Raw genomic sequence first — 25,601 nt, 5'->3', positions numbered from 1 at the left:
ATGTGAGTAAGGTTAAAAATTAATAATTTAAAGTCCATATAATCATTGGATATATCTAATAACAGGAGGTTATATGAGCATTAGTCGGCGTAATTTTTTGCGGGGTGTGGGTATTGGCTGCTCGGCCTGTGCAATAGGCAGTTTCCCCCCTGGCGCACTGGCGCGAAATTCACCAGAGAGTATTAAAGGGAAAACATCCCTGACGCCGAGTCTGTGTGAAATGTGTTCCTTTCGCTGTCCAATTCAGGCTCAGGTGATTAATAATAAAACAGTTTTTATCCAGGGAAACCCTAATGCCCCTCAGCAAGGCACGCGCGTTTGTGCTCGTGGGGGCAGCGGTGTTAGCCTGATAAACGACCCGCACCGGATTGTTAAACCAATGAAACGCACCGGGCCGCGTGGCAGTGGCGAATGGCAGGTCATTAGCTGGCAACAGGCGTATAAAGAAATTGCCGAAAAGATGGCGGCAATAAAAAATCAATATGGGCCGCAGGGCGTTGTATTCTCCTCTAAATCTGGTTCGCTTTCCGGCCATTTATTTCATTTGGCGACGGCTTTTGGCTCACCAAATACCTTTACGCACGCTTCAACTTGTCCAGCAGGTAAAGCCATTGCCGCCAAAGTGATGATGGGTGGGGATTTAGCAATGGATATCGCCAATACCCGCTATATGGTCTCTTTTGGACATAACCTCTATGAAGGGATTGAGGTTGCTGATACTCATGAACTGATGACCGCACAAGAGAAGGGCGCGAAGATGGTCAGCTTCGACCCCCGGCTGTCGGTATTTTCCAGTAAGGCGGATGAATGGCATGCGATTAAACCGGGGGGCGACTTACCGGTGCTGATGGCGATGTGCCACGTCATGATTACTGAAAAATTGTATGACGCGGGATTCGTTGAACGCTACACAACAGGTTTTGACCAACTGGCAGAGGCAGTACAAGAGGCCACGCCGGAATGGGCACAAAAGTTGGCCGACGTGCCTGCGGATGTCATTACCCGGGTGACTCGAGAAATGGCGGCCTGCGCCCCCCATGCGATTGTCAGCCCTGGTCACCGTGCGACTTTTTCGCAGGAAGAGATCGACATGCGGCGCATGATTTTCACCCTCAACGTGCTGCTGGGAAATATTGAGCGCGAAGGCGGCATGTACCAGAAAAAAGCCGCTGCAACCTACAATAAGCTGGCAGGAGAGAAGGTGGCTCCGGTGCTGGCGAAACCGGATGCCAAACTCCCTAAGCCAACGGCGCAGCGTATTGACCTGGTCGCGCCGCAATTCAAATACATCGCTGCGGGCGGTGGGGTGGTGCAGAGCATTATCGATGCTGTGTTAAACCAGACGCCTTATCCGGTGAAAGGATGGATTATGTCCCGGCATAACCCTTTTCAAACCGTGACCTGTCGGCCGGATCTGGTCAAAACCGTTGAGCAGTTGGATCTGGTGGTGAGCTGCGATGTCTATTTAAGCGAAAGCGCGGCCTATGCCGATTACCTGTTACCTGAATGCACCTATCTCGAACGCGATGAAGAAGTCTCTGATATGTCGGGGCTGAATCCGGCCTATGCGCTGCGCCAGCAGGTCGTTGAGCCTATCGGTGATGCGCGCCCAAGCTGGCAAATCTGGAAAGAGCTGGGTGAGCAATTGGGTCTTGGGCAGTACTATCCGTGGCAAGATATGCAAGTACGCCAGTTGTATCAGCTCAATGGTGACCATGCGTTATCTGCTGAACTGCGCCAGAAAGGGTATCGGGAGTGGGGCGTTCCACTGTTACTCCGTGAGCCTGAATCGGTACGCCAGTTTACTGCGCAGTATCCGGGAGCAGTGGCCGTTGACAATGACGGTACGTATGGCGAACAACTGCGCTTCAAATCCCCATCCGGAAAGATCGAACTTTATTCCGAAGAACTGGAAACTCTCCTGCCGGGCTATGGTATTCCGCGTGCACGCAATTTTGCGCTCAAGGCCGACAATGAACTCTATTTCATTCAAGGCAAAGTCGCAGTTCACACCAATGGCGCGACGCAATATGTCCCATTACTCAGCGAACTGATGTGGGATAACGCGGTGTGGATCCACCCGAAAACGGCTGGAGAAAAAGGGATTAAAAGCGGCGATGACATCTGGCTTGAAAATGCGACGGGTAAGGAGAAAGGCAAAGCGCTGGTCACTGCCGGTATTCGACCCGACACGCTGTTCGTCTATATGGGATTCGGCGCCAAGGCTGGCGCGAAAACCGCAGCGACAACGCATGGGATCCACTGTGGCAACCTGCTTCCGCATGTAACCAGTCCGGTATCCGGCACAGTGGTCCATACCGCTGGCGTTACGCTTCGTCGGGCATGAGAAAGGAGAACATCATGAATCAGTCAACAAATCCGTATGTCATGCTGCATGACGAGAAACGCTGTATTGGTTGTCAGGCGTGCACAGTTGCCTGCAAAGTTCTGAATGATGTGCCAGAAGGTTTTAGCCGGCTGCAGGTGCAGATCCGCTCACCGGAAAACGAACCTGAGGTGCTGTCTCACTTTCAGTTTGTCCGCGTCTCCTGCCAGCACTGCGAAGATGCGCCTTGTGTCAGCGTCTGTCCGACTGGCGCTTCGTTTCGGGACGAAAACGGCATTGTGCAGGTGGACAAGTCCCGCTGTATTGGCTGTGATTATTGCGTAGCTGCCTGCCCGTTCCATGTGCGCTACCTGAACCCACAAACAGGAATTGCAGATAAATGTAACTTTTGCGCAGACACCCGTCTGGACGCTGGACAATCGCCTGCCTGTGTTTCCGTATGCCCTACGGATGCGCTGAAGTTTGGTCGCCGTGATGACCCTGAAATTCAGCACTGGATTCTTCAAAAAGAGGTTTACCGTCAGCAGGATACGCGTAGCGGCGCGGTGAGTATTTTTCGGCGTAAAGAGATTCATCAGGAGGGAAAAGTATGAATTCTATCTGGGGAGCAGAGCTTAACTATGCGCCAGACTACTGGCCGCTGTGGCTCATTTATGCCGGCGTAGTCATTCTGTTGATGATTGCCGGTCTGGTGATGCATGCACTGCTGCGTCGAATGCTGGCACCCAAAACGGCAGCCGGAGAAGAGCACCGTGACTATCTCTACTCATTGGCTGTCCGCCGTTGGCACTGGGGAAATGCGCTGCTTTTTATCCTGCTTCTGCTCAGCGGTTTGTTCGGCCATTTTTCTATCGGACCGGTAGCGCTGATGGTGCAGGTGCACACCTGGTGTGGATTCGCATTACTGGCTTTCTGGATTGGCTTCGTCATGATCAATGCCACCAACGGCAACGGTAGTCACTATCGTGTGCAATTCAGCGGGTTGATAACGCGTTGCCTGCTGCAAACGCGTTTTTATCTGTATGGGATAATGAAAGGTGAGGCACATCCGTTTGCGGCAACAGCGGAGAATAAATTTAACCCCCTGCAACAGTTAGCCTATCTGGCCATCATGTATGCGTTGGTTCCGCTGTTAATCATTACCGGGTTGCTCTGTCTTTACCCGCAGATTATAGGCGCCGGGCCGGTGGTGCTGGTGCTGCATATGGTGTTGGCGATTGTTGGCATTCTGTTCATTTGTGCACATATTTACCTGTGCACATTGGGTGACACACCGGGGCAAATCTTTCGCAGCATGATTGACGGCTATCACCGTCATCGCAGCCATCATGCAGAAACAGCATCACATAAAGGCTAATCCTGCGCGTATTTTGCAGGGGAAGTCCGTCTGACTTTTTTCTTTAACAGCAAGAAAATGTGCCTTATGTCACATTTTCTTGCAATTTATCCATGTTTGTTCGGCAGAACTTCCGTAAAAAGAACGGCTATTTCTCCTGGTTATGAGGACATGCTGTTGAAACGCCGTTTGTTTATTGCCGCTTCGCTATTCGCGATAAGTTTTTCGTCCGCTTATGCGACTGATGTCGCCAGTTTTGCACCTCGGCCTCCCGCCATCAATGCTGGCGCGTGGGTGCTTATGGATTACACCACGGGCCAAACCCTGACCGCCGGTAATGAACACCAGCAACGCAACCCCGCCAGCCTGACCAAGTTAATGACCGGCTATGTTGTCGATCGCGCGATTGATAGCCATCGCATTAGCCCAACGGATATCGTCACTGTCGGACGTGACGCATGGGCGAAAGATAATCCGGTGTTTGTAGGCTCATCATTAATGTTCCTGAAAGAAGGCGATCGCGTGTCAGTACGCGATTTAAGTCGCGGCTTAATTGTTGATTCCGGCAATGACGCATGCGTCGCGCTGGCGGATTACATCGCGGGTGGACAGCCACAGTTTGTCGCGATGATGAACAGTTACGTTGAGAAGCTGAAACTTAAAGATACACATTTCGAAACGGTGCATGGGCTGGACGCGCCAGGCCAGCATAGCTCGGCCTACGATCTGGCCGTGTTGTCCCGGGCGATTATTCACGGAGAACCTGAGTTCTACCACATGTACAGTGAAAAGAGTCTTACCTGGAATGGTATCACGCAGCAAAACCGTAACGGGCTGCTGTGGGATAAAACGATGAACATCGATGGCCTGAAGACCGGGCACACATCCGGGGCAGGATTTAACCTGATCGCCTCCGCAGTTGATGGACAACGTCGCTTGATTGCCGTGGTCATGGGAGCCGAGAGCGCGAAAGGGCGCGAGGATCAGGCACGCAAACTGCTGCAGTGGGGGCAACAAAATTTTGATACGGTGCAGGTTTTGCGTAGCGGTAAGCAAGTCGGCGTCGAACGAATCTGGTATGGCGATAAAGAAAAAATTAGCCTCGGTACCGAGCAGGATTTCTGGATGGCGCTTCCTAAGGCTGAAGTCCAGAATATCAAAGCAAAATATGTTCTTGATAAGAAAGAATTGGTAGCGCCTATTGCCGCGCATCAACGCGTGGGGGAAATTGAACTCTATGACAGGGATAAGCTGGTGGCGCATTGGCCACTGGTCACCCTGGAATCGGTCAGTAAAGGCGGCGTATTTTCGCGTCTGAGCGATTACTTCCACCATAAGGTGTAATTTTTCACCCATGCTACTGACTGGCAAGAGTGCGAAACTGCTCACATAATAATCACTATTTCCTTGTGGCCGTAATATACAATAATTACACTGTATATAAATACAGTGTAATGACGGAGGTTATATGGAGTACGAGATAAAGCAGGTCGATAAACGCAGGATTGCTGGTTTTCATATGGTTGGACCGTGGGAGCAAACGGTAAAGCAGGGTTTTGAGCAGTTAGTCATGTGGGTGGATGACAAGCAGATAGTGCCGCTGGAATGGATCGCCGTTTATTACGACAACCCGGATGTTGTGCCTGCTGACAAACTGCGCTGCGATACTGTGGTTTCCGTCGCAGAGAATTTCGAGATCCCAGAGAACAGCGAAGGTGTGATACTGACTGAACTGGCCGGTGGTGAGTATGCTATTGCTGTTGCTCGTGTTGAAAATCATGACTTTGCGACGCCATGGTATCAATTTTTTAATCTTCTGCTGCAGGACGCAACATACCAGATAGCCGCCAAACCCTGTTTTGAGATTTATATGAATAATGGCATGGAAGACGGTTACTGGGACATCGAAATGTATGTGCCAGTACAGCCGAAGTAGCTGTTTTTTGTGTAAATCAGGATGAAAGTCCTGGTGATAACGATGATGTTTTCACTAAAAAAGCAGGTACAATTCTGTTCTTTGCTATTCCCTGACGGAGTGGATGAGTGCGTGCCGATAAGTCGCTGAGTCCTTTTGAAATTCGTTTGTATCGTCATTATCGCGTAGTGCACGGTATTCGCATTGCGCTGGCGTTTCTTCTTACTTTTCTGTTGGTTCGCCTGCTGGATATTCCTGAAGGTACGTGGCCTCTGATCACGCTGGTGGTGATTATGGGGCCTATTTCATTCTGGGGTAATGTCGTCCCAAGAGCGCTTGAACGCATTGGCGGGACGATTCTGGGCTCAGTACTTGGGCTGGTTGCTCTGCGTCTCGAACTCCTGTCACTTCCGCTTATGCTGATATGGTGCGCAGTAGCGATGTTTCTCTGCGGCTGGCTGGCCTTAGGTAAAAAACCCTATCAGGCGTTGCTGATTGGTATAACGCTTGCCGTCGTCGTCGGGGCTCCTGCGGGTGACATGAATACAGCGTTGTGGCGCGGTGGCGACGTGATTCTGGGATCGTTACTGGCGATGCTGTTTACCGGCATCTGGCCGCAGCGTGCATTTATTCACTGGCGTATTCAACTGGCGCATTGTGTAACGGGGTACAATCGGGTGTATCAGGCCGCGCTCTCCCCCAATTTGCTCGAGCAGCCCCGACTGGAGAAGCATTTACAACAACTACTGAGTGACGTTGTCAAAATGCGTGGACTCATCGTTCCTGCCAGTAAAGAGACCCACATCCAAAAATCCATCTTTGAAGCTATTCAGACGGTTAACCGCAACCTGGTGTGCATGCTTGAGCTGCAAATCAACGCGCTGTGGGCGACACGTACCAGTCACTTTGTGATGCTGAACGCGCATACCTTGCGTGAAACTCAGCTCAGAACGCAACAAGCGCTACTGACGATCACTCATGCGCTATATGAAGGTAATCCGCAGCCGATACTTGTCAATACGGAAAAACTCAATGACACCGTGGCGGAGTTGCGCCAACTCATCGCTGAGCATAAAGGCGATAATGTTGCTGAAACACCTATTCATGGCTATGTCTGGTTGAATATGGAGATGGCACGGCAACTGGAATTGCTCTCACATTTGATTTGTCGCGCGCTGCGCAAATAAAGAGCAGATGAGGGGATTGGTTCTACTGCTGCTTCGATTCAGCAAAGATTAAGGGTATGATACTGAAAAAGGCTAAAACCATTGGTAACTACAATGGCTTTACCCTCGATAATTCAGGTTTCAGCCATGCATTATCAATGCAGATGCAACTTGAAGTATGGCGGGCATGAAAGTAATGTTGACCCACTTTAGCCGTTGTTTTAACGAATCCGAATCTCACATTATCAGGGGTGTAAAAATGGAAACTACCAAGCCTTCTTTCCAGGACGTGCTGGAATTTGTTCGTCTGTTCCGTCGTAAAAACAAACTGCAACGTGAAATTCAGGACGTTGAGAAAAAGATCCGTGACAACCAGAAACGCGTCCTGCTGCTGGACAACCTGAGCGACTACATCAAGCCGGGGATGAGCGTTGATGCTATCCAGGGTATCATCGCCAGCATGAAAAGCGACTATGAAGATCGTGTAGATGATTACATCATCAAGAATGCAGAGATCTCTAAAGAGCGTCGTGATATCTCTAAAAAGCTGAAAGCCATGGGTGAAGTGAAAAACGGCGAAGCGAAAGCAGAGTAATGTTTTATGGCAGTAGGGGGCGCTGCTAAGCGGCGACCCCTACTGTAGTTTTACCCCGCCTGTTACCATCCGCAATAAATGCTGCTCAGGCCAGTGAGTTGTCAGTTTTTTCTGTGCCAGCATCCATTTGATGTAATCAACATCATGACGTTTTCTGTCCAGCATCAAACCCACCACGCTGCCGCTGTGCGCAACATTCACCCCGTATAAATCGCACTCTTCTACCAGCGCCAATAGCGAATCGAAATCCGGTTTTGGCAACAACATTTGGCTGGCGATTGCGCTAAGCGTGGCGGCCTCCCCCATCCGATAGGGATTTTGGCTAATACAGGCTTCCTGTACTTTTTCCCATGCGCGTTTAAGCGCGGGAGCACCGGCCTGTAACCCGGGCTGGCGCGGAATGCGGTGATAATCTGCGGTACGTAATGTTTCCGGGCTTTCCAGAACCAACAGGTCAAGCTGGGGCTGCGCTTCACAGGGAATTTGCGTAGAGGCGTCGTTATGATCGAAAAGGGTTAACTGGTGGAAAACGGTGCTGTCGGTAGGTTCAAGAGAAACGCAAAGCTGTGCCAGTGTAGGTTCATCAAGCTGATGACCCAGAAAATGAGCGGTGGCAAGCGCGGTGGCGGCAATATCTGCGGTGCTACTGGCCATTCCTTTCGCAATGGGAATCGTTGACTGGATATCTATACGAATATCCTGACTGATATGCGCCGGGTAGTGCCAGTGCTGCAATAACCGGTCAACCATCGCTCGCGAGAGTGGGCGTTCATCCACTTGTGGTGAACCCGAACTGACCTCAACGGTGCTATACCATTCAACCGGGCAGGAGACCAGCTTCTCACTGCCCAGAATCCAGCCCTGGATAAGTTCCCCGCACGATGCAGGACATTGCGCAATAGCCACGTCTTCACCTTTGTGATCAGCAATCCTCGGCGCATAGTGTCATGGCGATCGCGCTATTACCATGATTTGCCGCAATTTGCGGTGCGGCAGGATTAAGCTGGAATGCCCAATGTCACAGTTTCTGATATCGCTATACGCATAACATCCTGCGCGATCATCAACTCTTCATTGGTATTTATAACGGCCACTTTGACCAGCGCAGTTTCAGTTTGAATGAAGGTTGCGTTGCGCTGATTTTTTTCATCATCAACAGCCAGACCTAAGAAATTCAGATTGTGGCAAATCGCAGCGCGTGCTCGGGCTGAGTTTTCACCAATTCCACCCGTAAATACCAAAGCATCCAGACCGCCCATCTGCATAATATAGCTGCCTATTGTGGCACGAATTCGCTCTGCAAACAGCGTAAGTGCGAGAGCAGCCTGTGAGTCGCCTTCGTCTGCGGCGCGTTCAACGTCACGATAGTCTGATGAGATACCGGAAACCCCAAGTAATCCTGATTCATTGTTGAGGAGCTGGTTAAGTTGCTGCGGTGTTTTGCCTTCGCGCAGGGCAATCCACGGCAAAATTGACGGGTCAATATCTCCGCTGCGCGTACCCATCATCACGCCAGACTGTGGCGTAAAGCCCATTGAGGTATTCACCGATTTTCCGCCCTTGATAGCACAGATGCTGCTGCCATTACCAAGATGACAACATACGATGCGCAGTGCGCTGAGCGGGACGCCCAGCTTTTCAGCCAACGCGGTACTGACGTATTTGTGGCTGGTACCATGAAAACCGTAACGCCGAATTCCCAGCTCTGAGTAATAGCGCCATGGCAGAGGATAAATAAAAGAAGGCTCAGCCAGCGTCTGATGAAAAGCAGTGTCAAAAACTGCGACGGCAGGTGCTTCGGGTAATAACTGACGAAAAACTGCGATCCCCAGCGCATTAACCGGGTTATGTAGCGGTGCCAGTTCTGCAAGACGCTCGATTTCGGCCAGTGTTTCATCATTGACGAGGGCTGAGTCTTTAAAGGACTCACCACCATGTGCGACGCGATGACCGACGCCATCGATCTCTTCCAGACTTTTGATGATGTTCAGGCTAAGCAGTTTTTCCAGTAACAGAGTTACTGCTTCACGGTGATCGGCAACGGGTAACGTCTGCCGCCATTTCTGTACGGGTGTTTTAAGCGTGACCTGCGCGTCAGACATCCCGATGCGTTCAATCAGCCCCTGGCAGATCATTTCACCCTGCGGCATCGCCAGTAACTGAAACTTAAGCGAGGAGCTCCCCGCGTTAATGGCCATTATTTTGTGAGACATGACGGTTCCTTTGCATTCAGAAAAATGAACATCTCATCGACCCCGGTATTCTCCAGCGCGCTGGTGACAAACACGTTCTGCGCCCCAGCCTGCACCAACCAGCTTTCTATGAGTGAAATCTTCTGAGGGTTAGCTAAATCGGCTTTGGTGACGAGGCCGATAACAGGTCTGTTCATTGGACCCGTAAAGCCTGGAGAAAAAGGTGACCATGGGGCGTCGGCATTCAGTACCAGAGCGATAATGTCGGCTTCACAAGCGCTGGCCAGTAACGCACTGTACAGGCAGCGGTTCTCAAGATATTCACCCGGCGTGTCTATTGTCGTTGGCGACCAGACAATCGCCTGAGTTTTCTGGTAATGAAGTGCTTCTCCACGCAAACATTGTGTGAGCGATGTTTTACCGCACTGGCTGGGGCCAATTAGCATGATGCGTTTCATGTGGTTACGTCCGGGTAATAGGGCATGCAGTAAAACGCATCATTTCGCCAAGCGTTCTGGTTACCTGTTTCAGCGCGTACTCAACGGCGGAAACATCGCCCGTCAGTACTACTGCACCGGTAAAACGATCGAGAAAACCAATCTCTACCGCCCCGGACTTTGTGGCGATATCACAGGCGATAATTGAGGCTTCACTGGGCGTAATGGTTAAAATACCAATGGCCGAGACTGAATCCTGCAACCCCAGTTTTTTGAATAAATCCTTACCTGGATTAGCAATAAGGTGCGCCAGCGTGACCTGCTTGCCGGGTACGTATTCCTGGATCATGCGATCCGTCGGCGGTTGTCTGTCCATTATCCTTCCACCATTTGTCGCCACATGCTTTCATGTGGGCGAGGGATGACCGAGCGATAAACCAGCAGACCTTTTTCACCCGCGCTTTCGCTGGCAACCGTCACGGCGTTATTCACATCAGACACGTCGCCTGCGACAACCATGTAGCACTTGCCGCCTATACCAAATGCCATATGGACGCGTACCAGCGTGACGTTGGAGGCTTTAACCGCACGGTCGGCGGCGCAGATGCAGGCCGCAACGCTCCATGTTTCAACAATGCCTACGGCCTGGCGCTGATCCACGCTGTTTAATCCACTAATCGCAGGAAGTACGCTGGCGTGAATGTTAGGCAGTATCAGACTGTCAACGAGCATATCGCCAGCAAGAGAGGTGCCGGTGGCGATCGCCTGCTGAACTGCACCTACGTCACCGCCGAGCATGAGCAGAAATTTTCCCGGGCAGATGGTTTTGCTTACCAGCAAATTCACATTCGCGCTTTTTAACATGGCATCACCAGCTTCCATTCCTTTGGCAATGCTGGTGAGTTCTAAAATCCCTATAGCCTGAGACATGATTAACCTCTTATTACCGTGATGGATTGTTCAGTAATTTCGCTGACAATACCGTCAATACTGGCGTGGACAGGTGCGCCTAATGCTCCGGACGGCACATCGGCGACGCATTGACCGCGAACAACGCGTTCGCCTTGCTGTACGCATGGAATGGCGCTGGCACCAATATGCTGGCGTAGCAACAGCGTCGTTTTATCTGTGGGATAATCAGTCTCAGCCAGTGGCGCGTCGTGATACCAGTCGTTAAGACCCAGTTTGGTGATAAGGCGCTTAACCGGGATCAGCCGGTACTTGGCCATTTCATCCTCAGGATTTAGCGGCCCTTCATATCGATGGTTGAGCGCCCGCAGCTCGCGTTTAAGCATGCGGTTGATGCGCATCGGTGAAATCCCTACCGGACAAGCCACACTTTCACAGACATTGCATTCTGAACAGGTCAGGGCCGTGAGCAGCAACTGCGGCGTGGCTGCCTGCTGATAATTAACCGCGCGAACCAGCAGGTGCGGTGATAACTCGTGGCCAATCAAGTGCCTTGGGCATAAGTCCGTACACAAACGACACTGTTCGCAAACGGTTTTCGCGACGGAAAGCACAGTACGTTCATCCTGCATCCGCCGCTGAATCAACGAATGAGACTTAGGCAAAACCAGCAGGCCTCCGGTGGTCTTGCTCACAGGGATATCCAGAGAGGTAATCAGGCCGCCCATCATCGGACCACCGTTAATAAAGCCGGGGTCATCAACGGTTGCGCCTCCGGCCAGTGCCAAAACTTCGCGTAAAGACATACCGATAGGAACACTCAGCGTTAACGGTCTGGCGACTGCACCGTTGACGGTCAGAGTGCGACGGGTAACGGAGTACTGTTGTTCGACCGCTCTGGCGATATTGAGCACGGTCTGGACGTTATTGACCACCACGCCGACGCTGACTGGCAGCGCAGCAGGTGGAACTCTCCGGCCTGTTGCCATCCAGATGGTCAGCACCTCATCACCAGCCGGATAAACATCGGGTAAAATATGTAAGCGGATGCCGGCAGGCAGAAGAGGCGTTAACGCATTGATAGCCTTCTGGTATTTCTCTTTGAGCGCAATAATACCGTCACTGGCGCCGGTAGCCGTCATGGCATATTGAACGCCGTGGATAAGTCGCTCAGCCTGGACGGCCATCAACTGCTGGTCAACTTTCAGCATTGGCTCACATTCAGCTGCATTGACCAGAAAGGTATCGACCTGCGCCTGTAATTTTACGTGAGCGGGAAAGCCTGCGCCTCCGGCTCCGACAACACCCGCTGCGCGAACGCGTTCGCGAATTGTCTGCGCATCATAGAGCGTGGACTCCGCCGTCTTGGCTGTCTTCATAATAATTCCTCAAGCAGTTCCTGCATGGCACTGGCGTCGGCAACACGAGGATTGGTTTGCAGCGTGACGTCAGCCAGCGCGGCCTGAACCATCGACGGGATACGTTGCGACCAGACTTGCTTTCCGTCTTTAAGCGCGTCAACTAAAGAAGGCAACGCACACTGTTTTTTGAGTAGCTCGATATGATGAATGAGCGCATTCAATGCCGCTGTATCGTTCGCGTTATCCGGGCATAAATGGCAGGCTTTAGCGAAACGGGCATAGCGCTTCGCGGCCCGCGGATCGCGAGCATTAAAATGAATGACATGGGTCAGCAGCAGCGCATTGGCAAGTCCGTGTGGCAGATGAAACTGACCGCCCAACTGATGGGCAATCGCATGATTGATCCCCAGTCCAGCCTGACTAAATGCCATTCCCGCGAGCGTTGACGCATTGTGCATTTTCCCTCTGGTTGCCAGGCATTCACCTTTGCTGACGGCGACAGGCAGGTACTGGAAGACGATTTGAGCCGCTTTTTCAGCCAGTGCATCGGTGAAGTCGCTGGCCTTCGTGGACACGTATGCCTCCAGCGCATGCGTTAACACATCCATGCCGGTATTCGCGGTTATGGCTGGCGGTACGCTGACGACCAGCGTTGGATCAAGGATGGCCATGTCTGGATAAAGCGCATTATTAAACAATGGATATTTAATGCCTTTATCCGGATCGCTAATCACGCAGGCGCTGGTTACCTCGGAGCCCGTACCGCTGGTAGTGGGAATTGCGACACAGGTTTCAATTTCAATACCGAACTGTCGGCTGAACCAGACGATGGCTTTTGCGGCGTCCAGTGCTGAGCCGCCACCAAAACCCATCACGACGTCCGGCCGCAGGGACTGCATTTGTGCAATCCCTTGAACTACAGTGCTGATGGTCGGATCGGGGGTGATATCGCTGAAAATGCTGATGCGGTTATCCGCTGGCAGAGCGTTGCGCAGCTTTTCAATCAGGGGAGAACGCGCGAGAAAACCATCGCAAATAATCCAGATATGCTTATTCGTGAAGCGCTTGAGCACATCCAGACTTCCCTGGCCGCTGTACAATCGAGTTTGCAGTGAAAAGCTATTCATAACGGCCCCATTAACGAATAGAAAAACCGTTTGTCAGCACGCAACGACGAGAGCGTGCGAAAGTGCGCGCAGATGTTGTTCCTTCACCGGTTGGCGTCGCAATAGTGAAGGTTGTAAAGCCTTCACCGCCGACACCAATACCGGCGTAAGAGGGGCCATTTTTCACAAATATTGAGGTCTGAAGGGTGCGGGCGGCAAGATTCAGACGTGACACGTTTTGTGAATGCATGATGGCAGTGTGATGCAGTCCCTCTTCAACTTTCAGTGCCAACGCCAGTGCACTGTCAAAATCCTTTACGCTCACGATGGGCAGCATTGGCATCAACTGTTCGCTGGTGACCCATGGATCGTCAGCATTGACGATGCCAATCAACAGGCGAGGTGTTTTTGCCGGAACCGGTATGTCCGCAGCTTCAAGCAGGGCTGCTGGACTCTTTCCAACCAGTTTTTTATTGGCTATGCCTTCAGGTAGACAGGCGGCGCGCAGTTTGTTGACGTCTTCGTTGTGCAGAAGTAACGCGCCAAAAGACTGCATTTGTTGGACCAGTCGTTCAGCAACAGCATCGACAACAATCAGGCTTTTCTCAGCAATACAGGGCAGGTTGTAATCAAACGATGCGCCGTTGATGATATCTTCCGCCGCCTTAACCAGGTCGGCAGTTTCATCAACAATACAGGGCGGATTTCCTGCACCTGCGCCAATGACTTTTTTCCCGCTTTTCATACCCATAGCAACAATGCCAGGGCCGCCGGTAATCGCCAGAACTGCGATTTTAGGGTGTGCCATCATCTGCTGGGTAGCCTCAAAAGTGGGTTCTGTGACCGTGACGACAAGATTCCGGATCCCGCAGCAGCGGAAGGCTATATCTTCAATCATGGCAATCAGTTTCAGTGATACTGCTTTTGCGCCAGGGTGCGGGCTAAAATAAACGCTGTTTCCCGCGGCCAACATACTGATGCTGTTATTGATGATGGTTTCCGTCGGGTTGGTACTTGGCGCAACGGAGCCAATCACCCCAAATGGAGAGTACTCAAACAACACCATGCCACCGTCACCGGTTAGCGCCGTGGTAGTGAGATCCTCGATACCCGGGGTGTTGTCCAGCGCGGCTTTGTTTTTGAGGAATTTATCCTCTTTGTTGCCCATTCCTGTTTCGGCAGCGCTCTCGGCGGCCAGTGAAGCCAGGTGAGGCGTCAGTTCTTCTCGCAGGGCATTGATGATGGCGCTGCGGGTTTTCAATGGACATTGCTGATAACGCAGAAAAGCCTGATACGCGGCATCAATTGCTTCGTTAACGGAAGGAAAAATTCCATTACCCTTAACTTCTGCTTTTGCCGGGGCGAGTTGTTCACTCAAAATGTTACGAATAAGCGTTTCAAGTTCTGAAGTATTCATTGATGTGTTCTCACGTTAATCGCCGCAATGGCCGTTTCTGCAATGTCCATATCCTGCTCAACGCTTCCCCCGCTGATGCCAAGACCCCCAAGGAGTAAACCCTCTCGCCATAATGCGTACCCGCCACCGAAGGTGACGACTTTTCCCTGCATATGGCTTTCCAGACCGTAAAGCGCGGCCCCTGGTTGCACCGCTGATGTCAGCTCGTGCGTGGCGGTTTTCATCGCCACGGCGGTCCAGGCTTTTTTCGGTGCCAGTTCGCTACTGACGAGCAATGCGTCAGGCATGCGCCAGGTCACCGTTTGAGTTCCGTTCGCATCAACAATGCAAATGACGACCGGAACCTGAATTTCTTCTGCTCTCGCCACCGCCGTGCGAGTCAGTTGGTGGAGCTCCTGAAAAGACAGTGACATAGTCGGCTCCTGGGTGGCTGATGTGCGGATGGCTGCGAGATAGCGCTCCGTCACTTTCTGAATAATGTGGTTTTGATGAGCATCATGATCTTCTGCGCGTGCAAGCGCATATAAGCAATCGGACAGGCGATTGATGTAACGCATCAATACATGTCTGACGGAGATCTCTGTGGAGAGTTCGACCAGTCGCCGCTCTGCGCGGCGAGCCAGTGTGCGGGCGAAGTGTAGTCGGCTGGCGGCTTCGCTGCGGCCTGGTAAAATAAAGCTGCGTAGGGGCGGTACTCTCCTCATCGCGGTATCGATGGCGGCTTCCAGTGCAGCAATTTCTTCTGAGCTGATGTAGCGCTGTTCTGGCGTTGGCTGTTCGCTTTCGCTTGCCAGTTCGGCGCTGAACCAAAAAAGCTGCAGCTGAATATTTTCAAGCAACTGGCGGTGCTGCGGGTTTTTCGCCGCGCAAACGCACAGGCTAAGCGCTGCATTAAGCTCATCCAGCGTACCGTAAGCCTCGACGCGCGGATGCGTTTTACTCACGCGTTGTCCGGTAAAGAGAGCTGTTGTACCGGCATCGCCCGTTCGGGTATAAATCGCCATAGTTCCTCCTAACGAGAAAGCGTGTCGACAATGCCGACGATAGCCAGGTCGATGGCCTCATTCGGGCCGGAAAAAACGTGTCTGGCGCTGGATCCACTGCTGAGTAACACCAGTTCGCCCGTTCCTGCACCGACTGAGTCAACCGCGACTTCATCTCCGGTAGCGGGGGAGGCGGGGAGCTCTCCGTCAGCACTCACCCGACGTACCAGCAAGAGTTTTTTTCCCACCAGTGATGGGGATTTTTGCGTGGAAACCACAACGCCTGTAACCCGGGCCAAATGCATAGCTCACTCCTGCTTAATTAATTGGACATTTCGCGTACCGACAGCTTCCTGAGCCAGAGCCGTCACGACACATCGACGGCGTAGTACCAGTACACCATCCTTCAATTGGGCGACGTCGGCGTAGCTGAGAAGCGTTTCAGGATGCAAAAAGATGATTCGCCCCAGTTCGTCACTGAATTCCAGCGGCAGACGCGCGAGCTTTTTCACGGGGAGTGCCGGTAGCAGCCGATGCTGTAGAGAGATTTTTACGCGAAGCCCGCATGCCAGCGCCTCGTGGATTGTTACCACTGCGACACTGGACGGACTGCAATCTGCAATTTTTTCCAGTAAAGGCAGGTCTGCCTGAAGGAGGTGCAGTGACGAGTACTGACAACATAATGTCCGGGAATCAATTTCCCGTAACTGTGCGACGCTAAGAGTGAGCGTGCTTTCCGCGCGTTTTTTTAATCGGGAAACAACCTCCTCGATAATGCGTTGCAGCAGTTCGTTGTTCATCGTGAGGTCACCAGTGTGGCGAATGCCTGGGGATTATCAGCGCCTGCAGCATTGGCTTCGTCTGTATCGATATGCATTTCGAGGCGCATATCCGGCGAAACGCGGACGGCGACGTTATCGAAAATCAGTCGGCGTTCATCGCCATTGATTGCCACGGAGACTTTATCTCCATGAGATACACGCAGTATCAGCGCATCCAGCGGCGACATATGGATATGTCGCTGGGCAACAATAACCCCGGAGGGTAACTCCAGTTCAGCAAAGGGGCTGATAAGACGAATGCCAGGCGTACCCTGAATATTGCCGGACATGCGCAGCGGCGCAGCGATACCTAATGTGCGGGCGTCGGTACGAGATATCTCCACCTGGCTAGTACTACGCAGTGGACCAAGCAGACGCACATTCTTTAACTGACCTTTCGGTCCGACCAGCGTGACGGTCTGATCTGCGGCATATTGTCCGGGCTGCAACAGACCCTTTTTCTCGCTAATCGGCTGATTAGGAAACAGGCGAGTGTAGTCCTCGGCGCAAAGGTGGATGTGGCGATTCGAAATCCCGAGAGGGATAGGGCGTTCACGCATTTCATCCAGTATTTTACTGACCGTTGTTTCCAGTTGCTGTTTATCCATTACGCTTCACCTCGTTTACCAGAGTGCAGACAAAGAGTGCGCGGCTCGCCCTTTTGACGGGGACAGGCAGGGTCAAGACACAGATTGCAGCTAATCAACTCTGCCTGTTGCGCGGCTTCAGGTAATGCAATTTCTGTAGCCATCTCTTCTTGCTCTTGCGATAGATAAGGTATCGGTTCTGGCGCTGGCTCTGGCTGCACGGGCACACTGTGGGAAAGAATGCCTTCTCCGGGCCTGGAAATGACCCTGTGCGCGACCAGTCCATTTCGCAATTCTGCTAAATTAGCACCGGTGGATATAGCCGCCTGAACGGAGGCCACATCCCCGATTATCTTGATCACCGTCCAGCCTGAGCCGTTGGTTTTTTCGAGGCCCACCAGCGTGATGGAGGCGGCTTTCGCCATGACGTCCGCGCAACTGATGGCTAATGCCAGACCACTAACTTCAAGTAATCCCAGTGATTGCTTCACGCTGTGCTCCTTGTTTGCAACGACTTATGCAGATTTAGGTAAAATGGCTTCAACGTCGCTATGCGGACGCGGGATAACGTGGCAGGATTTCACCTCGCCAACGGCGCTTGCTGCTGCGCTTCCTGCATCTACCGCTGCTTTTACGGCGCCGACATCCCCGCGGACCATCACGGTGATCAGGCCTGAACCAATTTTTTCGTAACCAACCAACTGCACGTTTGCGGATTTCACCATGGCATCAGCGGCTTCAATAGCGCCGACAAGCCCTTTTGTTTCAACCAGTCCCAGTGCGTTATTCATACTGCTTTTCTCCTGTGGATTATGAGTGGCATTCGCGGAACGGAATGCCTTTAACCAGCCGCGCAGCGTTATTGCCAATGCTGCGGCGATCATGGCTATTTTGTTGATACGTCAGCGTAAAAAGTGGCGCTGATGTAGGTAAGTTTTTGTAGTGCACGACCAGTTTTTCATGACTGCAGCCAATGCCAACCAGCAATGGTGATTGGCAGGCAGCCAGCCATGCATTGTGGATAACGTCAGTTGAATGGCTCTCCTGAATCACAAAGGGGATCCCTTCTTCCTCAATACCCAGCAGCACGTCATTCCAGACTTCAGCGCAGCCGGTAGTAGTGAAGATAACAATGGCTGGCGTGGTGAGATTACTTTCCATGAGCGAATGCCTTGTACCAGGAGAGAATCAACCCTGTGGCAACCGCATTGCGCGGACCTTCGGTGCCACGAATGTTGCCGCGCCCGGCAACGAGGCGATAATGAGCCAGTGCATCGGTGACCAGTTGCGGAACTTCGAAGTCCAGCGAGGAACCGCCAACCAGCACGACAAAAGGAATGTCCCGAATATTCCCGGTCGGACTTACCTGACGCAGCGCTCTGAGCGCGTTGGTGACGAAAACGCGCTCCTTGGCGCTGCGGCGAATGGCGCGAACTTTCTCCAGCGCCAGTTCGCCCGGCAGTGGCACCAGTTCATCGGGTTTCACCACGCACACGCGGGCAAATACCGTTGGCGGGAGCGGGGTGGGGAAGAACTGGACGCTGCCGTCTTCGTGGCGAAGATGGAACAAGCTTTCAACTTTCGCCAGCGGGTATTTTTTAATCTCTTCAGCGAGATAACGATCATCCAGCCCCAGTTCTCTGGCAATGATCATTGTGACCATATCGCCGGCTCCTGCCAGATGCGTGGCAATAATTTCGCCTTTCGGGTTGATGATAGAGGCGTCAGTAGATCCGGCCCCAAGATCCAGAATAGCCAGTGGACGTGTAGTACCCGGTGTGGTTAAGGCACCCAGAATAGCGGCTTCGGCTTCAGTACCACCAACCTGCACATCAATGTTGAGTTTTTGCGTTATTTCCTGGGCAATCATCGCCATTTGCAGGCGATCTGATTTCACCATAGAAGCAATACCAACAGCCTGTTCCAACGAAAACTCGCCGGCAAGTCCCCCGGTCACGCTGACTGGGACTGAAGTATCAACTGCCAACAGATCCTGAATAAAGATTTCATGACTGGGTTTGTTGGTTAATTCAGCCATTGTCTGGCGTACGTGCTCCAGCATGCCACCAATATTGGTTCCCGCCTCTCCGGTGACGTTATCCAGTTTCGGGCATTCGCCAACCGCTTTCATAATCGCGTCGGCACCTGCCGCGACGTCGACGCGTACGGTTCGTCCTTGCGATTGCAGTTCCAGGTTTCCGGCAGGTATTGCACGAGCTTTCACATCACCTGACGGCGTTTTCACCACTACCGCAGAACGGTTGCCAATCAGTGCGCGGGCCATGGGGACAATGTTCCTGGTCTCCTCTGCGCTAAGGCTAAAGACAGTCGCGATTCCGTACGGGTTGGAAAGGGTTTCGATAACCTTGCCTGGAACAGCGACCTCAATAGCGGCCAGCATACCCAACGGGATGCGGTCGATATGAAGCACTTCATCGACGATGGGCAGGGGATGAGTCAGACGATTGCTGACCAACACGCCATCGTCCTGCTGCAAAATAACGCCAGTTAACTGGTACCCGGCGCGGACGGAGGCATTTATCATCGTGGCGACATCGGCGAAATCAAATGCTGATGACACTACCAGAATATAGGGCGTATCCGCCGGACGACTGAGCAGGTCTTCCGGCGTAATCGTGATGCCGACGCCTAACCCGACGCCGCCTGGCGTTTTAGGGTTATGACCGATCATAGTGGACTCAGTGATGATGGTTTCGGTGATCGTTTCCATCGCCACGTCGCCAATGACCGGAGTGGCTTCGTTAATACGGATGAGCGCAATATCGCTGACATTGATTCCGGCGTTTTTAGCCGCCAGCGTAAGCGCCTCCTGAATGCCAAACACATTACGCAATGTGCCCTTAATCCCGGTGGTTTCCGCCAGCGCACTGCTGGTGATGCTCAGTGCGCCAGACTCATCCAGGGTAGCCAGAGCGACTTCCGTGGATGAGTTGCCTATGTCAATGCCAGCTATATATCGCATGATCCTGTCCCTGAGTTAGTCGTCGCCTTTGAGTTTTTTACGCTCAACGTACAGCGCTGCCGCTTCACGAACGAAAGCTGCGCAGATCTTTGCCTGATAACGATTTTCGAGATCGTCGGCGATGGCCATCAGCTCGTCTTTCGTTGAGCGGTACGGGCGCAGCGCGTTGTAGATCTCAAGAATACGGTCGTCAGGTACGGCGGTTAGCTCAGCGGCGCGCTCGAAGTTCATCGCCAGCCTGTCACGTCCGGCATCCTTGGCGATTTCCGCCTGGAGGCGCAGCGTTTCAGGGGTGATGCGCATGTCTTGCGCCGTCACTTTATTGCTCAGAACATTTTCGAGCGTGAAGTCATCCAGGGTTTTGTTGGTTGCGGTTTTTACCCACTCAGGATGTTTATTCGCGAGAGGGTAGTCCGAGACTTTCGCGGTATGAGCTGATGAACTCGCCGTGGTCGGAGTTGCGGACTCTCCCTGCAGGCTGTTCATCCGGCTCAGCACATCCCGAACCATCGATTCAATTGCGTCGGTATTCATGGAGTTATCCTTTATCAAAGCGCCACGCGCAGTTCCTGCGGGTTTTTGCCCGTCACGACGTATTTGGTCTCTTTAATGTGCAGAATGGCTGATTTCGCCTGGTACTTAGGACGAGCCATCTGGTCATTCAGCGTAGGGACCGGTTGCGGAGATTCACGCTTGGCATAACGCGCGGCGTTTTTACCGATCTGACGGTAGGTTTCCAGCGTCAGAAGCGGTGCCTGAGGGAACAGCTCCAGGTTAGAAAGCGGCGGTAATCCCTGCTGATGAATAACCGTGGTGCCTTTTGACTGGATGCCGATAGAGATCCCGGAGCCACTCAGGCGGTTACCTTCCACGGCAACAAACGCCACATCAGAGGATTTAAAGCAGCGGATAACGCGCGCTTTAATGCCTTCTTCTTCAATACCGGCAATCACTTCGCGTAAGATATTTTTGTGCGGTATACCGACGATATTGACGGTTTGCGACAGACCAAACGCTGGCCCTACGGCAATAATCACTTCATCCTGCTGCTGGCCCTGTTTGGCTTCGCCAATCTCAGTCAGAAAACTGTCGCCTTGTACCGCTGCAGCCTGTGGTGCGCTAGCCGCTGTCGTTGAGCGGAATGAGACAGGTTTGTCGCTGGTTTGCATTTCAGACAGTACGTCTTCAATTATCTGGCGCAGCAGCTTTTCATTGATTTCCATTTTTCACCCCTTAGCCAAGTTCGTTGGGATCAAGTGCGCCAGGGATGTTTTTGATCTCTTCCCAGCGTTCGCCTTGCAGGCGATAACCTGTTGCCGGACCGGCATAGTCATTGACGTCATTTACTGCGGACAGCACCTGTCCGTCGCCAACGATAATGGCGGAGGTATGCAGATAATCCCCGGTTAACTTGGCTTTCTGGATGTTGAGCATGTCCTGAGCGACATCGGTAAACCCGCCCTGAGCAAGAGCTTTCACCACTTCCAGACCGTTACGGTTTTTATTGATGATCTCTTGCGCAAATTTGATGTCTTCAACGATGTTACGCTCTGGCATATCTTTTGAACCGTGGGCGTAGGTCGCGGCCTCGACTTCTTCGTCGGTGATTGGCGGTAATCCCATCCCGGCGAATACGGCCTGCAGTGCGCGAGCTGCTTTATTGCGAATGGCGATAACGTCTTCTTCTCGCACTGGACGCAGACCACCGTCGACTTTCAGATCGCGCTGGATGACGTTGTAATCGTCAAAATCTTCGGCATCCTCGTTGGAACCGGCGAACATGTTGTCGTAGTTCGGAACAGCGGAATAACCAGATGAAATGAAATCTGTACCCGGCAAGAATTGCATCAGCAGACGAGCAGTACGACGCATATCGGAGTGGGTAAAGGTCTGGTCATTACTGGAGGCACACTCCAGATCCAGTGACGAGCAGATCAGGTTTTCTGCCAGCACCGCGCGAATACCCGATGGCACGGCTGAAGGTACGCCAATGCAACTTACTGAACCGTTTTGCAAACCCTGAACGCCAGCTGCCTTGGTGATGTAAATGCAGCGCGCTTCCAGATAAAGCATCGATTTGCCTTCGGCGTAGCCCATCTGAACTTCTGAACCGGAGCCAGACGTGAAGCGCATTTTCAGGCCGCGTGAAGCGTAAGAAGAGGCCAGAAAACCTTTTGACCATGGCGTGTCGTCACCGTCTGTAAAGACGGGTTCAGTACCGTAGACGGAGATGGTTTCTGCGTAGCAGGTGTGGCCCAACATGCCGAGTTTCAGCTCGGTGGCTTCTTCCAGAGAACACTGAGTTAACACACCTGGGCGTCCAACCTGCGAACCTACCAGCAGTGCAATCGCGTTAAACGGCGCGTAACGTGCAACAGCAACGGTCGTTTCCTGCTCATCAAAGCCACGCCAGGCACCCTCTGCAGCATCGGCGGCAATCTGTACCGGGTTATCTTTGACGTTAGTCACGTGCGCTTGTTGAGATGGGGTACGGCGGGCACGCATTTTCTGCATGGCCATCATCATCTCAACGACGTTCATGTGCGAAACCACTTCCACAATTTTCGCTGGCGTCATTGCCGTGGTCAGAGGAACAATGTCCATACGCTTGACGTTGGGGTCGCAAAGCATATTGGCGAGTTTAACCGAGTCCATCGCCATCACCTCTTCAGCGCGAGCCAGGTTAATGCCGTAGCGCGCGATGAAGTGGTCAATCAGATCAAATTCACTGGCGGATTTGCCGTCCAGTTCAGTGACCATCCCGTTGACGATTTTAATCGACGGCTTAGGGTCGTTCGGGCTTTCCATCGCAATGAAGCCTTCTTCGATCCACTCCTTAACGAAGCCGTCCTGATTCACAGGGCGTTTCGCCAGTGCTTCAAATCTTTTCGATCTCATGAATCAGCCTCACTGATATCAGATATAGGACGGACGGTCGTTTTTGGGTTCTGAGCCGAGGGTCGCCAGCACGGTTTTACCGATTTCACGGGCTGAGATAACAGCCTGACGCACGGCCCCTGAGTCACCGGAAATGACCAAAATGGCTTCGTTGCTGAAACTGGTGCCATGGGCGGGGGAGCTGTAGGCCACCACTTCAACATTGGCGGATTTCAGCGCCGTATCGGCCATCAGGACACCTACGGATGCGGGTGCGCCGACGATGACGCCACAGGCACGACCAATCGGTGCGCCAAAGGCTTTTTCCAGCGCGTAGCTGGCGCGTGCGGTGTATTGCATCTCGATGTGACCGGCTTCGTTGGCATAAACGTCGCCAAAGGTGCGATCCAGCTCTTTCAGCGCAACTTCAATCCCGCGCTTCACGTCAGAAACGTCGTTACCGCCGAGAATTATTAGCGAACCATGACCAGCGCCGCCTTTGGTATCACGCGGCAACTCGATGCTGACGACTTCAGTATTTGTGGCTTTCACCGCTTCATCAGCAGCCATGATGTGTGGACCCGCACCAGTACGTGCGCCAAGGATGCCAATGGAGCGATAACGCTTTTCAAGTTTCATCGCGTCCAGTAAGGCGCTATCTACGTTGGCGATCACCAGACCGACGGTGTCGCCAATCGCAGTACCGACAAATTCCGTTAAACTGCAGCTCTTCTCTGCCATAGCCGTTTCTCGTGTTGGAGGATTATTTTCAGGGATAGCCTGCTGTTCTGGCGTTGCCACACGAGCAATCACCTGCGCCATGATCTGTTCAACCAGCTCATTGCTGCTCATTAGCTAATTCCCTTCGGTAAGATTTTTTCGACATCGGTATGAGGACGTGGAATGACGTGTACGGCTTTCACTTCTCCCACGTTACGGGCCGCGGCGGCACCGGCATCTGTTGCTGCTTTAACCGCGCCGACATCACCGCGGACAATGACTGTTACCAGTCCCGAACCAATTTTTTCGTAGCCGACCAGCATTACATTGGCTGACTTCACCATTGCATCTGCGGCCTCTATGGCTGCAGTTAAGCCTTTGGTTTCTACCATTCCTAACGCTTCTTGTTGCATAAAGACCTCGCCTGGGTTGTCCCGATTTTCATGACTATAAAAAGAAGCGAGGAAAAAGAATGGCTGACTTGAATGTATGAGAGAAAAAATAGTGAGGAACTGGTGATATAAAATTGCTGTTAATTATTTTATTATGTTGTTTTTATTGATTATTTTTAGATTTGTTGATGTGATTATTTGGTTATGTTAATTCCATATTTACACTTTTGAACGTGACAGGCAAAATATCATTTGCTATGCGGGGAAAATGAATTTGTGACGGTTATCTGAAAACAAGATTATGCTATTGGCAATATTTTATTATTTCTAAAATGTACAAATAATAGAGAAATTCCCCGTCATTTGGCTTTGTTTAATAAAAGTGATGGCAAGAATTTGCTATCGCAACACGATTTTTAAAGTCATACCGCCCGCAGATTGCCAACAATTTGCCGACATGGCTTTTTATAGTAAGCCTCGAAGTATTCTACTTGCCAGCAAGGAGTCCGCTGGTAAAGACACGAACTCTGCTTAGAAGGTGTCACAATGAACGATTCACTAAAAGCGCAATGCATTGCCGAGTTTTTGGGTACCGGGTTGTTTTTGTTTTTTGGCATTGGATGCCTGAGCGCCCTGAAAGTAGCCGGTGCCAGTTTAGGGTTATGGGAGATCTGCATTATATGGGGACTGGGGATCTCTCTGGCAGTTTATCTGACAGCAGGGATCTCAGGTGCACATCTCAATCCCGCTATCACCATTGCACTGTGGTTGTTTGCCTGTTTTCCAGGTCGTAAAGTGTTGCCGTACTCCATTGCTCAGGTGGCTGGTGCCTTTGGTGGCGCTCTGCTCGCCTATTTGTTGTATGGCAGTTTGTTTATCGAGTACGAAACCGCCCACCACATGGTGCGGGGTAGCTTCGAAAGTTTGCAGCTTGCCAGCATATTTAGCACTTATCCTGCCGCTGCACTCAGCGTCTGGCAGGCTGCACTGGTGGAAGTTGTGATTACCTCCATTCTGATGGGGATGATCATGGCGCTCACCGATGATGGCAATGGGATTCCCCGGGGGCCGTTGGCACCACTACTGATCGGTATTCTGGTTGCCGTTCTTGGGGCATCGACCGGACCGCTTACCGGATTTGCCATGAATCCGGCTCGTGATTTTGGGCCAAAATTGTTCGCATGGATGGCGGGCTGGGGGGATGTCGCGATGACTGGGGGGCGTGATATTCCTTACTTTATTGTCCCGATCGTGGCACCTATCATTGGCGCTTGTGCGGGGGCAGCAATTTATCGTTACTTTATTGGCAAAAACTTACCGTGTAATAGCTGTAAGCTGGAGGAAAATGAGCGTTAGCTTCACGGAAAATGTTTATTTTTGAAATGTAATAACTGTTTTCGTGATCAGGTTTCCTGAACCGCTTAAAAAGTCTCCCAAGAATGGGAGACTTTTGTTAT

At 52.0% G+C, this 25,601-nt stretch carries 29 protein-coding genes; 8 read left to right on the top strand and 21 right to left on the bottom strand.

Annotation, left to right across the window (positions count from 1 at the left end):
• Positions 1 to 73 precede the first annotated feature (73 nt).
• The 7 genes from phsA to G8S19_RS13825 all read left to right on the top strand — a co-directional run bounded on the left by phsA (position 74) and on the right by G8S19_RS13825 (position 7,359).
• Positions 74 to 2,347, top strand: coding sequence for a thiosulfate reductase PhsA (gene phsA / locus G8S19_RS13855; protein ID WP_061067703.1), 2,274 nt, complete (start codon positions 74 to 76; stop codon positions 2,345 to 2,347).
• A 14-nt stretch (positions 2,348 to 2,361) separates the two neighbouring features.
• Complete coding sequence (phsB, locus tag G8S19_RS13850; RefSeq protein ID WP_005128061.1) at positions 2,362 to 2,940, top strand: thiosulfate reductase electron transport protein PhsB; 579 nt, start codon at positions 2,362 to 2,364, stop codon at positions 2,938 to 2,940.
• Complete coding sequence (gene phsC, locus G8S19_RS13845) at positions 2,937 to 3,704, top strand: thiosulfate reductase cytochrome B subunit (RefSeq protein WP_124021636.1); 768 nt, start codon at positions 2,937 to 2,939, stop codon at positions 3,702 to 3,704. The genes phsB and phsC overlap by 4 nt, the downstream gene beginning before the upstream one ends.
• A gap of 150 nt (positions 3,705 to 3,854) precedes the next feature.
• Positions 3,855 to 5,027, top strand: coding sequence for a serine-type D-Ala-D-Ala carboxypeptidase DacD (dacD, locus tag G8S19_RS13840; RefSeq protein WP_105242165.1), 1,173 nt, complete (start codon positions 3,855 to 3,857; stop codon positions 5,025 to 5,027).
• Positions 5,028 to 5,151: 124 nt separating this feature from the next.
• Positions 5,152 to 5,619, top strand: a complete 468-nt coding sequence (sbmC, locus tag G8S19_RS13835) for a DNA gyrase inhibitor SbmC (RefSeq protein WP_005128054.1) — start codon at positions 5,152 to 5,154, stop codon at positions 5,617 to 5,619.
• Positions 5,620 to 5,726: 107 nt separating this feature from the next.
• Positions 5,727 to 6,785, top strand: a complete 1,059-nt coding sequence (locus tag G8S19_RS13830; protein WP_048212010.1) for an FUSC family protein — start codon at positions 5,727 to 5,729, stop codon at positions 6,783 to 6,785.
• Positions 6,786 to 7,023: 238 nt separating this feature from the next.
• A complete protein-coding gene (locus G8S19_RS13825; RefSeq protein WP_005128046.1) occupies positions 7,024 to 7,359 on the top strand; it encodes a DUF496 family protein in 336 nt (111 codons plus the stop codon).
• A gap of 39 nt (positions 7,360 to 7,398) precedes the next feature.
• On the opposite strand, the gene G8S19_RS13820 is transcribed toward G8S19_RS13825, so the two are convergent.
• From G8S19_RS13820 to pduA, 21 genes are all read right to left on the bottom strand, one after another.
• Entirely contained in the window at positions 7,399 to 8,265 is an 867-nt protein-coding gene (locus G8S19_RS13820) for an L-threonine kinase (protein ID WP_101741447.1), read from the bottom strand.
• Between the two features lie 92 nt (positions 8,266 to 8,357).
• Complete coding sequence (locus G8S19_RS13815) at positions 8,358 to 9,572, bottom strand: acetate/propionate family kinase (RefSeq protein ID WP_253685396.1); 1,215 nt, start codon at positions 9,570 to 9,572, stop codon at positions 8,358 to 8,360.
• Positions 9,557 to 10,009, bottom strand: a complete 453-nt coding sequence (gene pduV, locus G8S19_RS13810) for a propanediol utilization protein PduV (protein WP_061067705.1) — start codon at positions 10,007 to 10,009, stop codon at positions 9,557 to 9,559. The genes G8S19_RS13815 and pduV overlap by 16 nt, the downstream gene beginning before the upstream one ends.
• Positions 10,010 to 10,013: 4 nt before the next feature.
• Positions 10,014 to 10,364: a propanediol utilization microcompartment protein PduU gene (gene pduU / locus G8S19_RS13805; protein WP_048212006.1), complete on the bottom strand. Its 351-nt coding sequence runs from the start codon at positions 10,362 to 10,364 to the stop codon at positions 10,014 to 10,016.
• On the bottom strand, positions 10,364 to 10,918 hold the full coding sequence (gene pduT, locus G8S19_RS13800) for a propanediol utilization microcompartment protein PduT (protein ID WP_253685394.1): 555 nt from the start codon (positions 10,916 to 10,918) through the stop codon (positions 10,364 to 10,366). Before pduT ends, pduU begins: the two co-directional genes overlap by 1 nt.
• A 2-nt stretch (positions 10,919 to 10,920) precedes the next feature.
• The gene (gene pduS, locus G8S19_RS13795) at positions 10,921 to 12,276 is read right to left on the bottom strand and encodes a cobalamin reductase PduS (RefSeq protein WP_253685392.1); all 1,356 of its coding nucleotides are present in this window, start codon (positions 12,274 to 12,276) and stop codon (positions 10,921 to 10,923) included.
• Complete coding sequence (locus G8S19_RS13790) at positions 12,273 to 13,385, bottom strand: 1-propanol dehydrogenase PduQ (protein WP_253685390.1); 1,113 nt, start codon at positions 13,383 to 13,385, stop codon at positions 12,273 to 12,275. The genes pduS and G8S19_RS13790 overlap by 4 nt, the downstream gene beginning before the upstream one ends.
• Positions 13,386 to 13,395: 10 nt before the next feature.
• Positions 13,396 to 14,781 carry a CoA-acylating propionaldehyde dehydrogenase PduP gene (gene pduP, locus G8S19_RS13785; RefSeq protein WP_124021640.1) on the bottom strand — a complete coding sequence of 462 codons (1,386 nt, stop codon included), beginning with the start codon at positions 14,779 to 14,781 and terminating at the stop codon, positions 13,396 to 13,398.
• Entirely contained in the window at positions 14,778 to 15,785 is a 1,008-nt protein-coding gene (pduO, locus tag G8S19_RS13780) for a two-domain cob(I)yrinic acid a,c-diamide adenosyltransferase PduO (RefSeq protein ID WP_253685388.1), read from the bottom strand. The genes pduP and pduO overlap by 4 nt, the downstream gene beginning before the upstream one ends.
• Positions 15,786 to 15,793: 8 nt before the next feature.
• Entirely contained in the window at positions 15,794 to 16,069 is a 276-nt protein-coding gene (locus tag G8S19_RS13775) for a EutN/CcmL family microcompartment protein (RefSeq protein WP_048212000.1), read from the bottom strand.
• Between the two features lie 3 nt (positions 16,070 to 16,072).
• Positions 16,073 to 16,564, bottom strand: a complete 492-nt coding sequence (gene pduM / locus G8S19_RS13770; protein WP_253685386.1) for a microcompartment protein PduM — start codon at positions 16,562 to 16,564, stop codon at positions 16,073 to 16,075.
• Positions 16,561 to 17,193, bottom strand: a complete 633-nt coding sequence (locus G8S19_RS13765; protein WP_048211998.1) for a phosphate propanoyltransferase — start codon at positions 17,191 to 17,193, stop codon at positions 16,561 to 16,563. Before G8S19_RS13765 ends, pduM begins: the two co-directional genes overlap by 4 nt.
• Positions 17,193 to 17,663, bottom strand: coding sequence for a BMC domain-containing protein (locus G8S19_RS13760; RefSeq protein WP_048211997.1), 471 nt, complete (start codon positions 17,661 to 17,663; stop codon positions 17,193 to 17,195). Before G8S19_RS13760 ends, G8S19_RS13765 begins: the two co-directional genes overlap by 1 nt.
• A 24-nt stretch (positions 17,664 to 17,687) precedes the next feature.
• Positions 17,688 to 17,963, bottom strand: coding sequence for a propanediol utilization microcompartment protein PduJ (gene pduJ / locus G8S19_RS13755; RefSeq protein ID WP_001057752.1), 276 nt, complete (start codon positions 17,961 to 17,963; stop codon positions 17,688 to 17,690).
• A gap of 19 nt (positions 17,964 to 17,982) precedes the next feature.
• Positions 17,983 to 18,333, bottom strand: coding sequence for a glycerol dehydratase reactivase beta/small subunit family protein (locus G8S19_RS13750; RefSeq protein ID WP_048211996.1), 351 nt, complete (start codon positions 18,331 to 18,333; stop codon positions 17,983 to 17,985).
• Positions 18,323 to 20,155: a diol dehydratase reactivase subunit alpha gene (locus G8S19_RS13745; protein ID WP_253685384.1), complete on the bottom strand. Its 1,833-nt coding sequence runs from the start codon at positions 20,153 to 20,155 to the stop codon at positions 18,323 to 18,325. The genes G8S19_RS13750 and G8S19_RS13745 overlap by 11 nt, the downstream gene beginning before the upstream one ends.
• A 15-nt stretch (positions 20,156 to 20,170) precedes the next feature.
• Positions 20,171 to 20,689, bottom strand: coding sequence for a propanediol dehydratase small subunit PduE (pduE, locus tag G8S19_RS13740; protein WP_048211994.1), 519 nt, complete (start codon positions 20,687 to 20,689; stop codon positions 20,171 to 20,173).
• A gap of 14 nt (positions 20,690 to 20,703) precedes the next feature.
• A complete protein-coding gene (gene pduD, locus G8S19_RS13735) occupies positions 20,704 to 21,378 on the bottom strand; it encodes a propanediol dehydratase medium subunit PduD (RefSeq protein ID WP_005128021.1) in 675 nt (224 codons plus the stop codon).
• A gap of 10 nt (positions 21,379 to 21,388) precedes the next feature.
• Positions 21,389 to 23,053 carry a propanediol dehydratase large subunit PduC gene (pduC, locus tag G8S19_RS13730; RefSeq protein ID WP_005128020.1) on the bottom strand — a complete coding sequence of 555 codons (1,665 nt, stop codon included), beginning with the start codon at positions 23,051 to 23,053 and terminating at the stop codon, positions 21,389 to 21,391.
• An 18-nt stretch (positions 23,054 to 23,071) separates the two neighbouring features.
• Entirely contained in the window at positions 23,072 to 23,884 is an 813-nt protein-coding gene (gene pduB, locus G8S19_RS13725; protein ID WP_005128019.1) for a propanediol utilization microcompartment protein PduB, read from the bottom strand.
• The gene (gene pduA, locus G8S19_RS13720) at positions 23,884 to 24,165 is read right to left on the bottom strand and encodes a propanediol utilization microcompartment protein PduA (protein ID WP_003030255.1); all 282 of its coding nucleotides are present in this window, start codon (positions 24,163 to 24,165) and stop codon (positions 23,884 to 23,886) included. The genes pduB and pduA overlap by 1 nt, the downstream gene beginning before the upstream one ends.
• A 525-nt stretch (positions 24,166 to 24,690) precedes the next feature.
• On the opposite strand from pduA, the gene pduF reads away from it, so the two are divergent.
• The gene (gene pduF, locus G8S19_RS13715) at positions 24,691 to 25,500 is read left to right on the top strand and encodes a propanediol diffusion facilitator PduF (protein WP_101741436.1); all 810 of its coding nucleotides are present in this window, start codon (positions 24,691 to 24,693) and stop codon (positions 25,498 to 25,500) included.
• The last annotated feature ends 101 nt before the right edge of the window (positions 25,501 to 25,601 follow it).

Origin of the sequence: Citrobacter sp. SX206 (genome assembly GCF_024181025.1) — a bacterium.
Classification (GTDB): domain Bacteria; phylum Pseudomonadota; class Gammaproteobacteria; order Enterobacterales; family Enterobacteriaceae; genus Citrobacter; species Citrobacter youngae.
The sequence above is the reverse complement of the archived record's forward strand: the minus strand, read 5'-3'. Positions and strand labels throughout refer to the sequence as shown.

What these genes read in the sequence shown, in the direction of transcription:
- pduU (WP_048212006.1), bottom strand. Translation starts at nt 10,364, where the DNA reads ATGGACAGACAACCGCCGACGGATCGCATGATCCAGGAATACGTACCC.
- G8S19_RS13815 (WP_253685396.1), bottom strand. Translation starts at nt 9,572, where the DNA reads ATGTCTCACAAAATAATGGCCATTAACGCGGGGAGCTCCTCGCTTAAG.
- phsA (WP_061067703.1), top strand. Translation starts at nt 74, where the DNA reads ATGAGCATTAGTCGGCGTAATTTTTTGCGGGGTGTGGGTATTGGCTGC.
- pduE (WP_048211994.1), bottom strand. Translation starts at nt 20,689, where the DNA reads ATGAATACCGACGCAATTGAATCGATGGTTCGGGATGTGCTGAGCCGG.
- pduT (WP_253685394.1), bottom strand. Translation starts at nt 10,918, where the DNA reads ATGTCTCAGGCTATAGGGATTTTAGAACTCACCAGCATTGCCAAAGGA.
- pduJ (WP_001057752.1), bottom strand. Translation starts at nt 17,963, where the DNA reads ATGAATAACGCACTGGGACTGGTTGAAACAAAAGGGCTTGTCGGCGCT.
- sbmC (WP_005128054.1), top strand. Translation starts at nt 5,152, where the DNA reads ATGGAGTACGAGATAAAGCAGGTCGATAAACGCAGGATTGCTGGTTTT.
- phsC (WP_124021636.1), top strand. Translation starts at nt 2,937, where the DNA reads ATGAATTCTATCTGGGGAGCAGAGCTTAACTATGCGCCAGACTACTGG.
- pduS (WP_253685392.1), bottom strand. Translation starts at nt 12,276, where the DNA reads ATGAAGACAGCCAAGACGGCGGAGTCCACGCTCTATGATGCGCAGACA.
- pduV (WP_061067705.1), bottom strand. Translation starts at nt 10,009, where the DNA reads ATGAAACGCATCATGCTAATTGGCCCCAGCCAGTGCGGTAAAACATCG.
- pduM (WP_253685386.1), bottom strand. Translation starts at nt 16,564, where the DNA reads ATGAACAACGAACTGCTGCAACGCATTATCGAGGAGGTTGTTTCCCGA.
- G8S19_RS13745 (WP_253685384.1), bottom strand. Translation starts at nt 20,155, where the DNA reads ATGCGATATATAGCTGGCATTGACATAGGCAACTCATCCACGGAAGTC.
- G8S19_RS13765 (WP_048211998.1), bottom strand. Translation starts at nt 17,193, where the DNA reads ATGGATAAACAGCAACTGGAAACAACGGTCAGTAAAATACTGGATGAA.
- dacD (WP_105242165.1), top strand. Translation starts at nt 3,855, where the DNA reads ATGCTGTTGAAACGCCGTTTGTTTATTGCCGCTTCGCTATTCGCGATA.
- pduC (WP_005128020.1), bottom strand. Translation starts at nt 23,053, where the DNA reads ATGAGATCGAAAAGATTTGAAGCACTGGCGAAACGCCCTGTGAATCAG.
- pduA (WP_003030255.1), bottom strand. Translation starts at nt 24,165, where the DNA reads ATGCAACAAGAAGCGTTAGGAATGGTAGAAACCAAAGGCTTAACTGCA.
- pduO (WP_253685388.1), bottom strand. Translation starts at nt 15,785, where the DNA reads ATGGCGATTTATACCCGAACGGGCGATGCCGGTACAACAGCTCTCTTT.
- G8S19_RS13825 (WP_005128046.1), top strand. Translation starts at nt 7,024, where the DNA reads ATGGAAACTACCAAGCCTTCTTTCCAGGACGTGCTGGAATTTGTTCGT.
- pduD (WP_005128021.1), bottom strand. Translation starts at nt 21,378, where the DNA reads ATGGAAATCAATGAAAAGCTGCTGCGCCAGATAATTGAAGACGTACTG.
- pduF (WP_101741436.1), top strand. Translation starts at nt 24,691, where the DNA reads ATGAACGATTCACTAAAAGCGCAATGCATTGCCGAGTTTTTGGGTACC.
- G8S19_RS13790 (WP_253685390.1), bottom strand. Translation starts at nt 13,385, where the DNA reads ATGAATAGCTTTTCACTGCAAACTCGATTGTACAGCGGCCAGGGAAGT.
- phsB (WP_005128061.1), top strand. Translation starts at nt 2,362, where the DNA reads ATGAATCAGTCAACAAATCCGTATGTCATGCTGCATGACGAGAAACGC.
- pduP (WP_124021640.1), bottom strand. Translation starts at nt 14,781, where the DNA reads ATGAATACTTCAGAACTTGAAACGCTTATTCGTAACATTTTGAGTGAA.
- pduB (WP_005128019.1), bottom strand. Translation starts at nt 23,884, where the DNA reads ATGAGCAGCAATGAGCTGGTTGAACAGATCATGGCGCAGGTGATTGCT.
- G8S19_RS13750 (WP_048211996.1), bottom strand. Translation starts at nt 18,333, where the DNA reads ATGGAAAGTAATCTCACCACGCCAGCCATTGTTATCTTCACTACTACC.
- G8S19_RS13775 (WP_048212000.1), bottom strand. Translation starts at nt 16,069, where the DNA reads ATGCATTTGGCCCGGGTTACAGGCGTTGTGGTTTCCACGCAAAAATCC.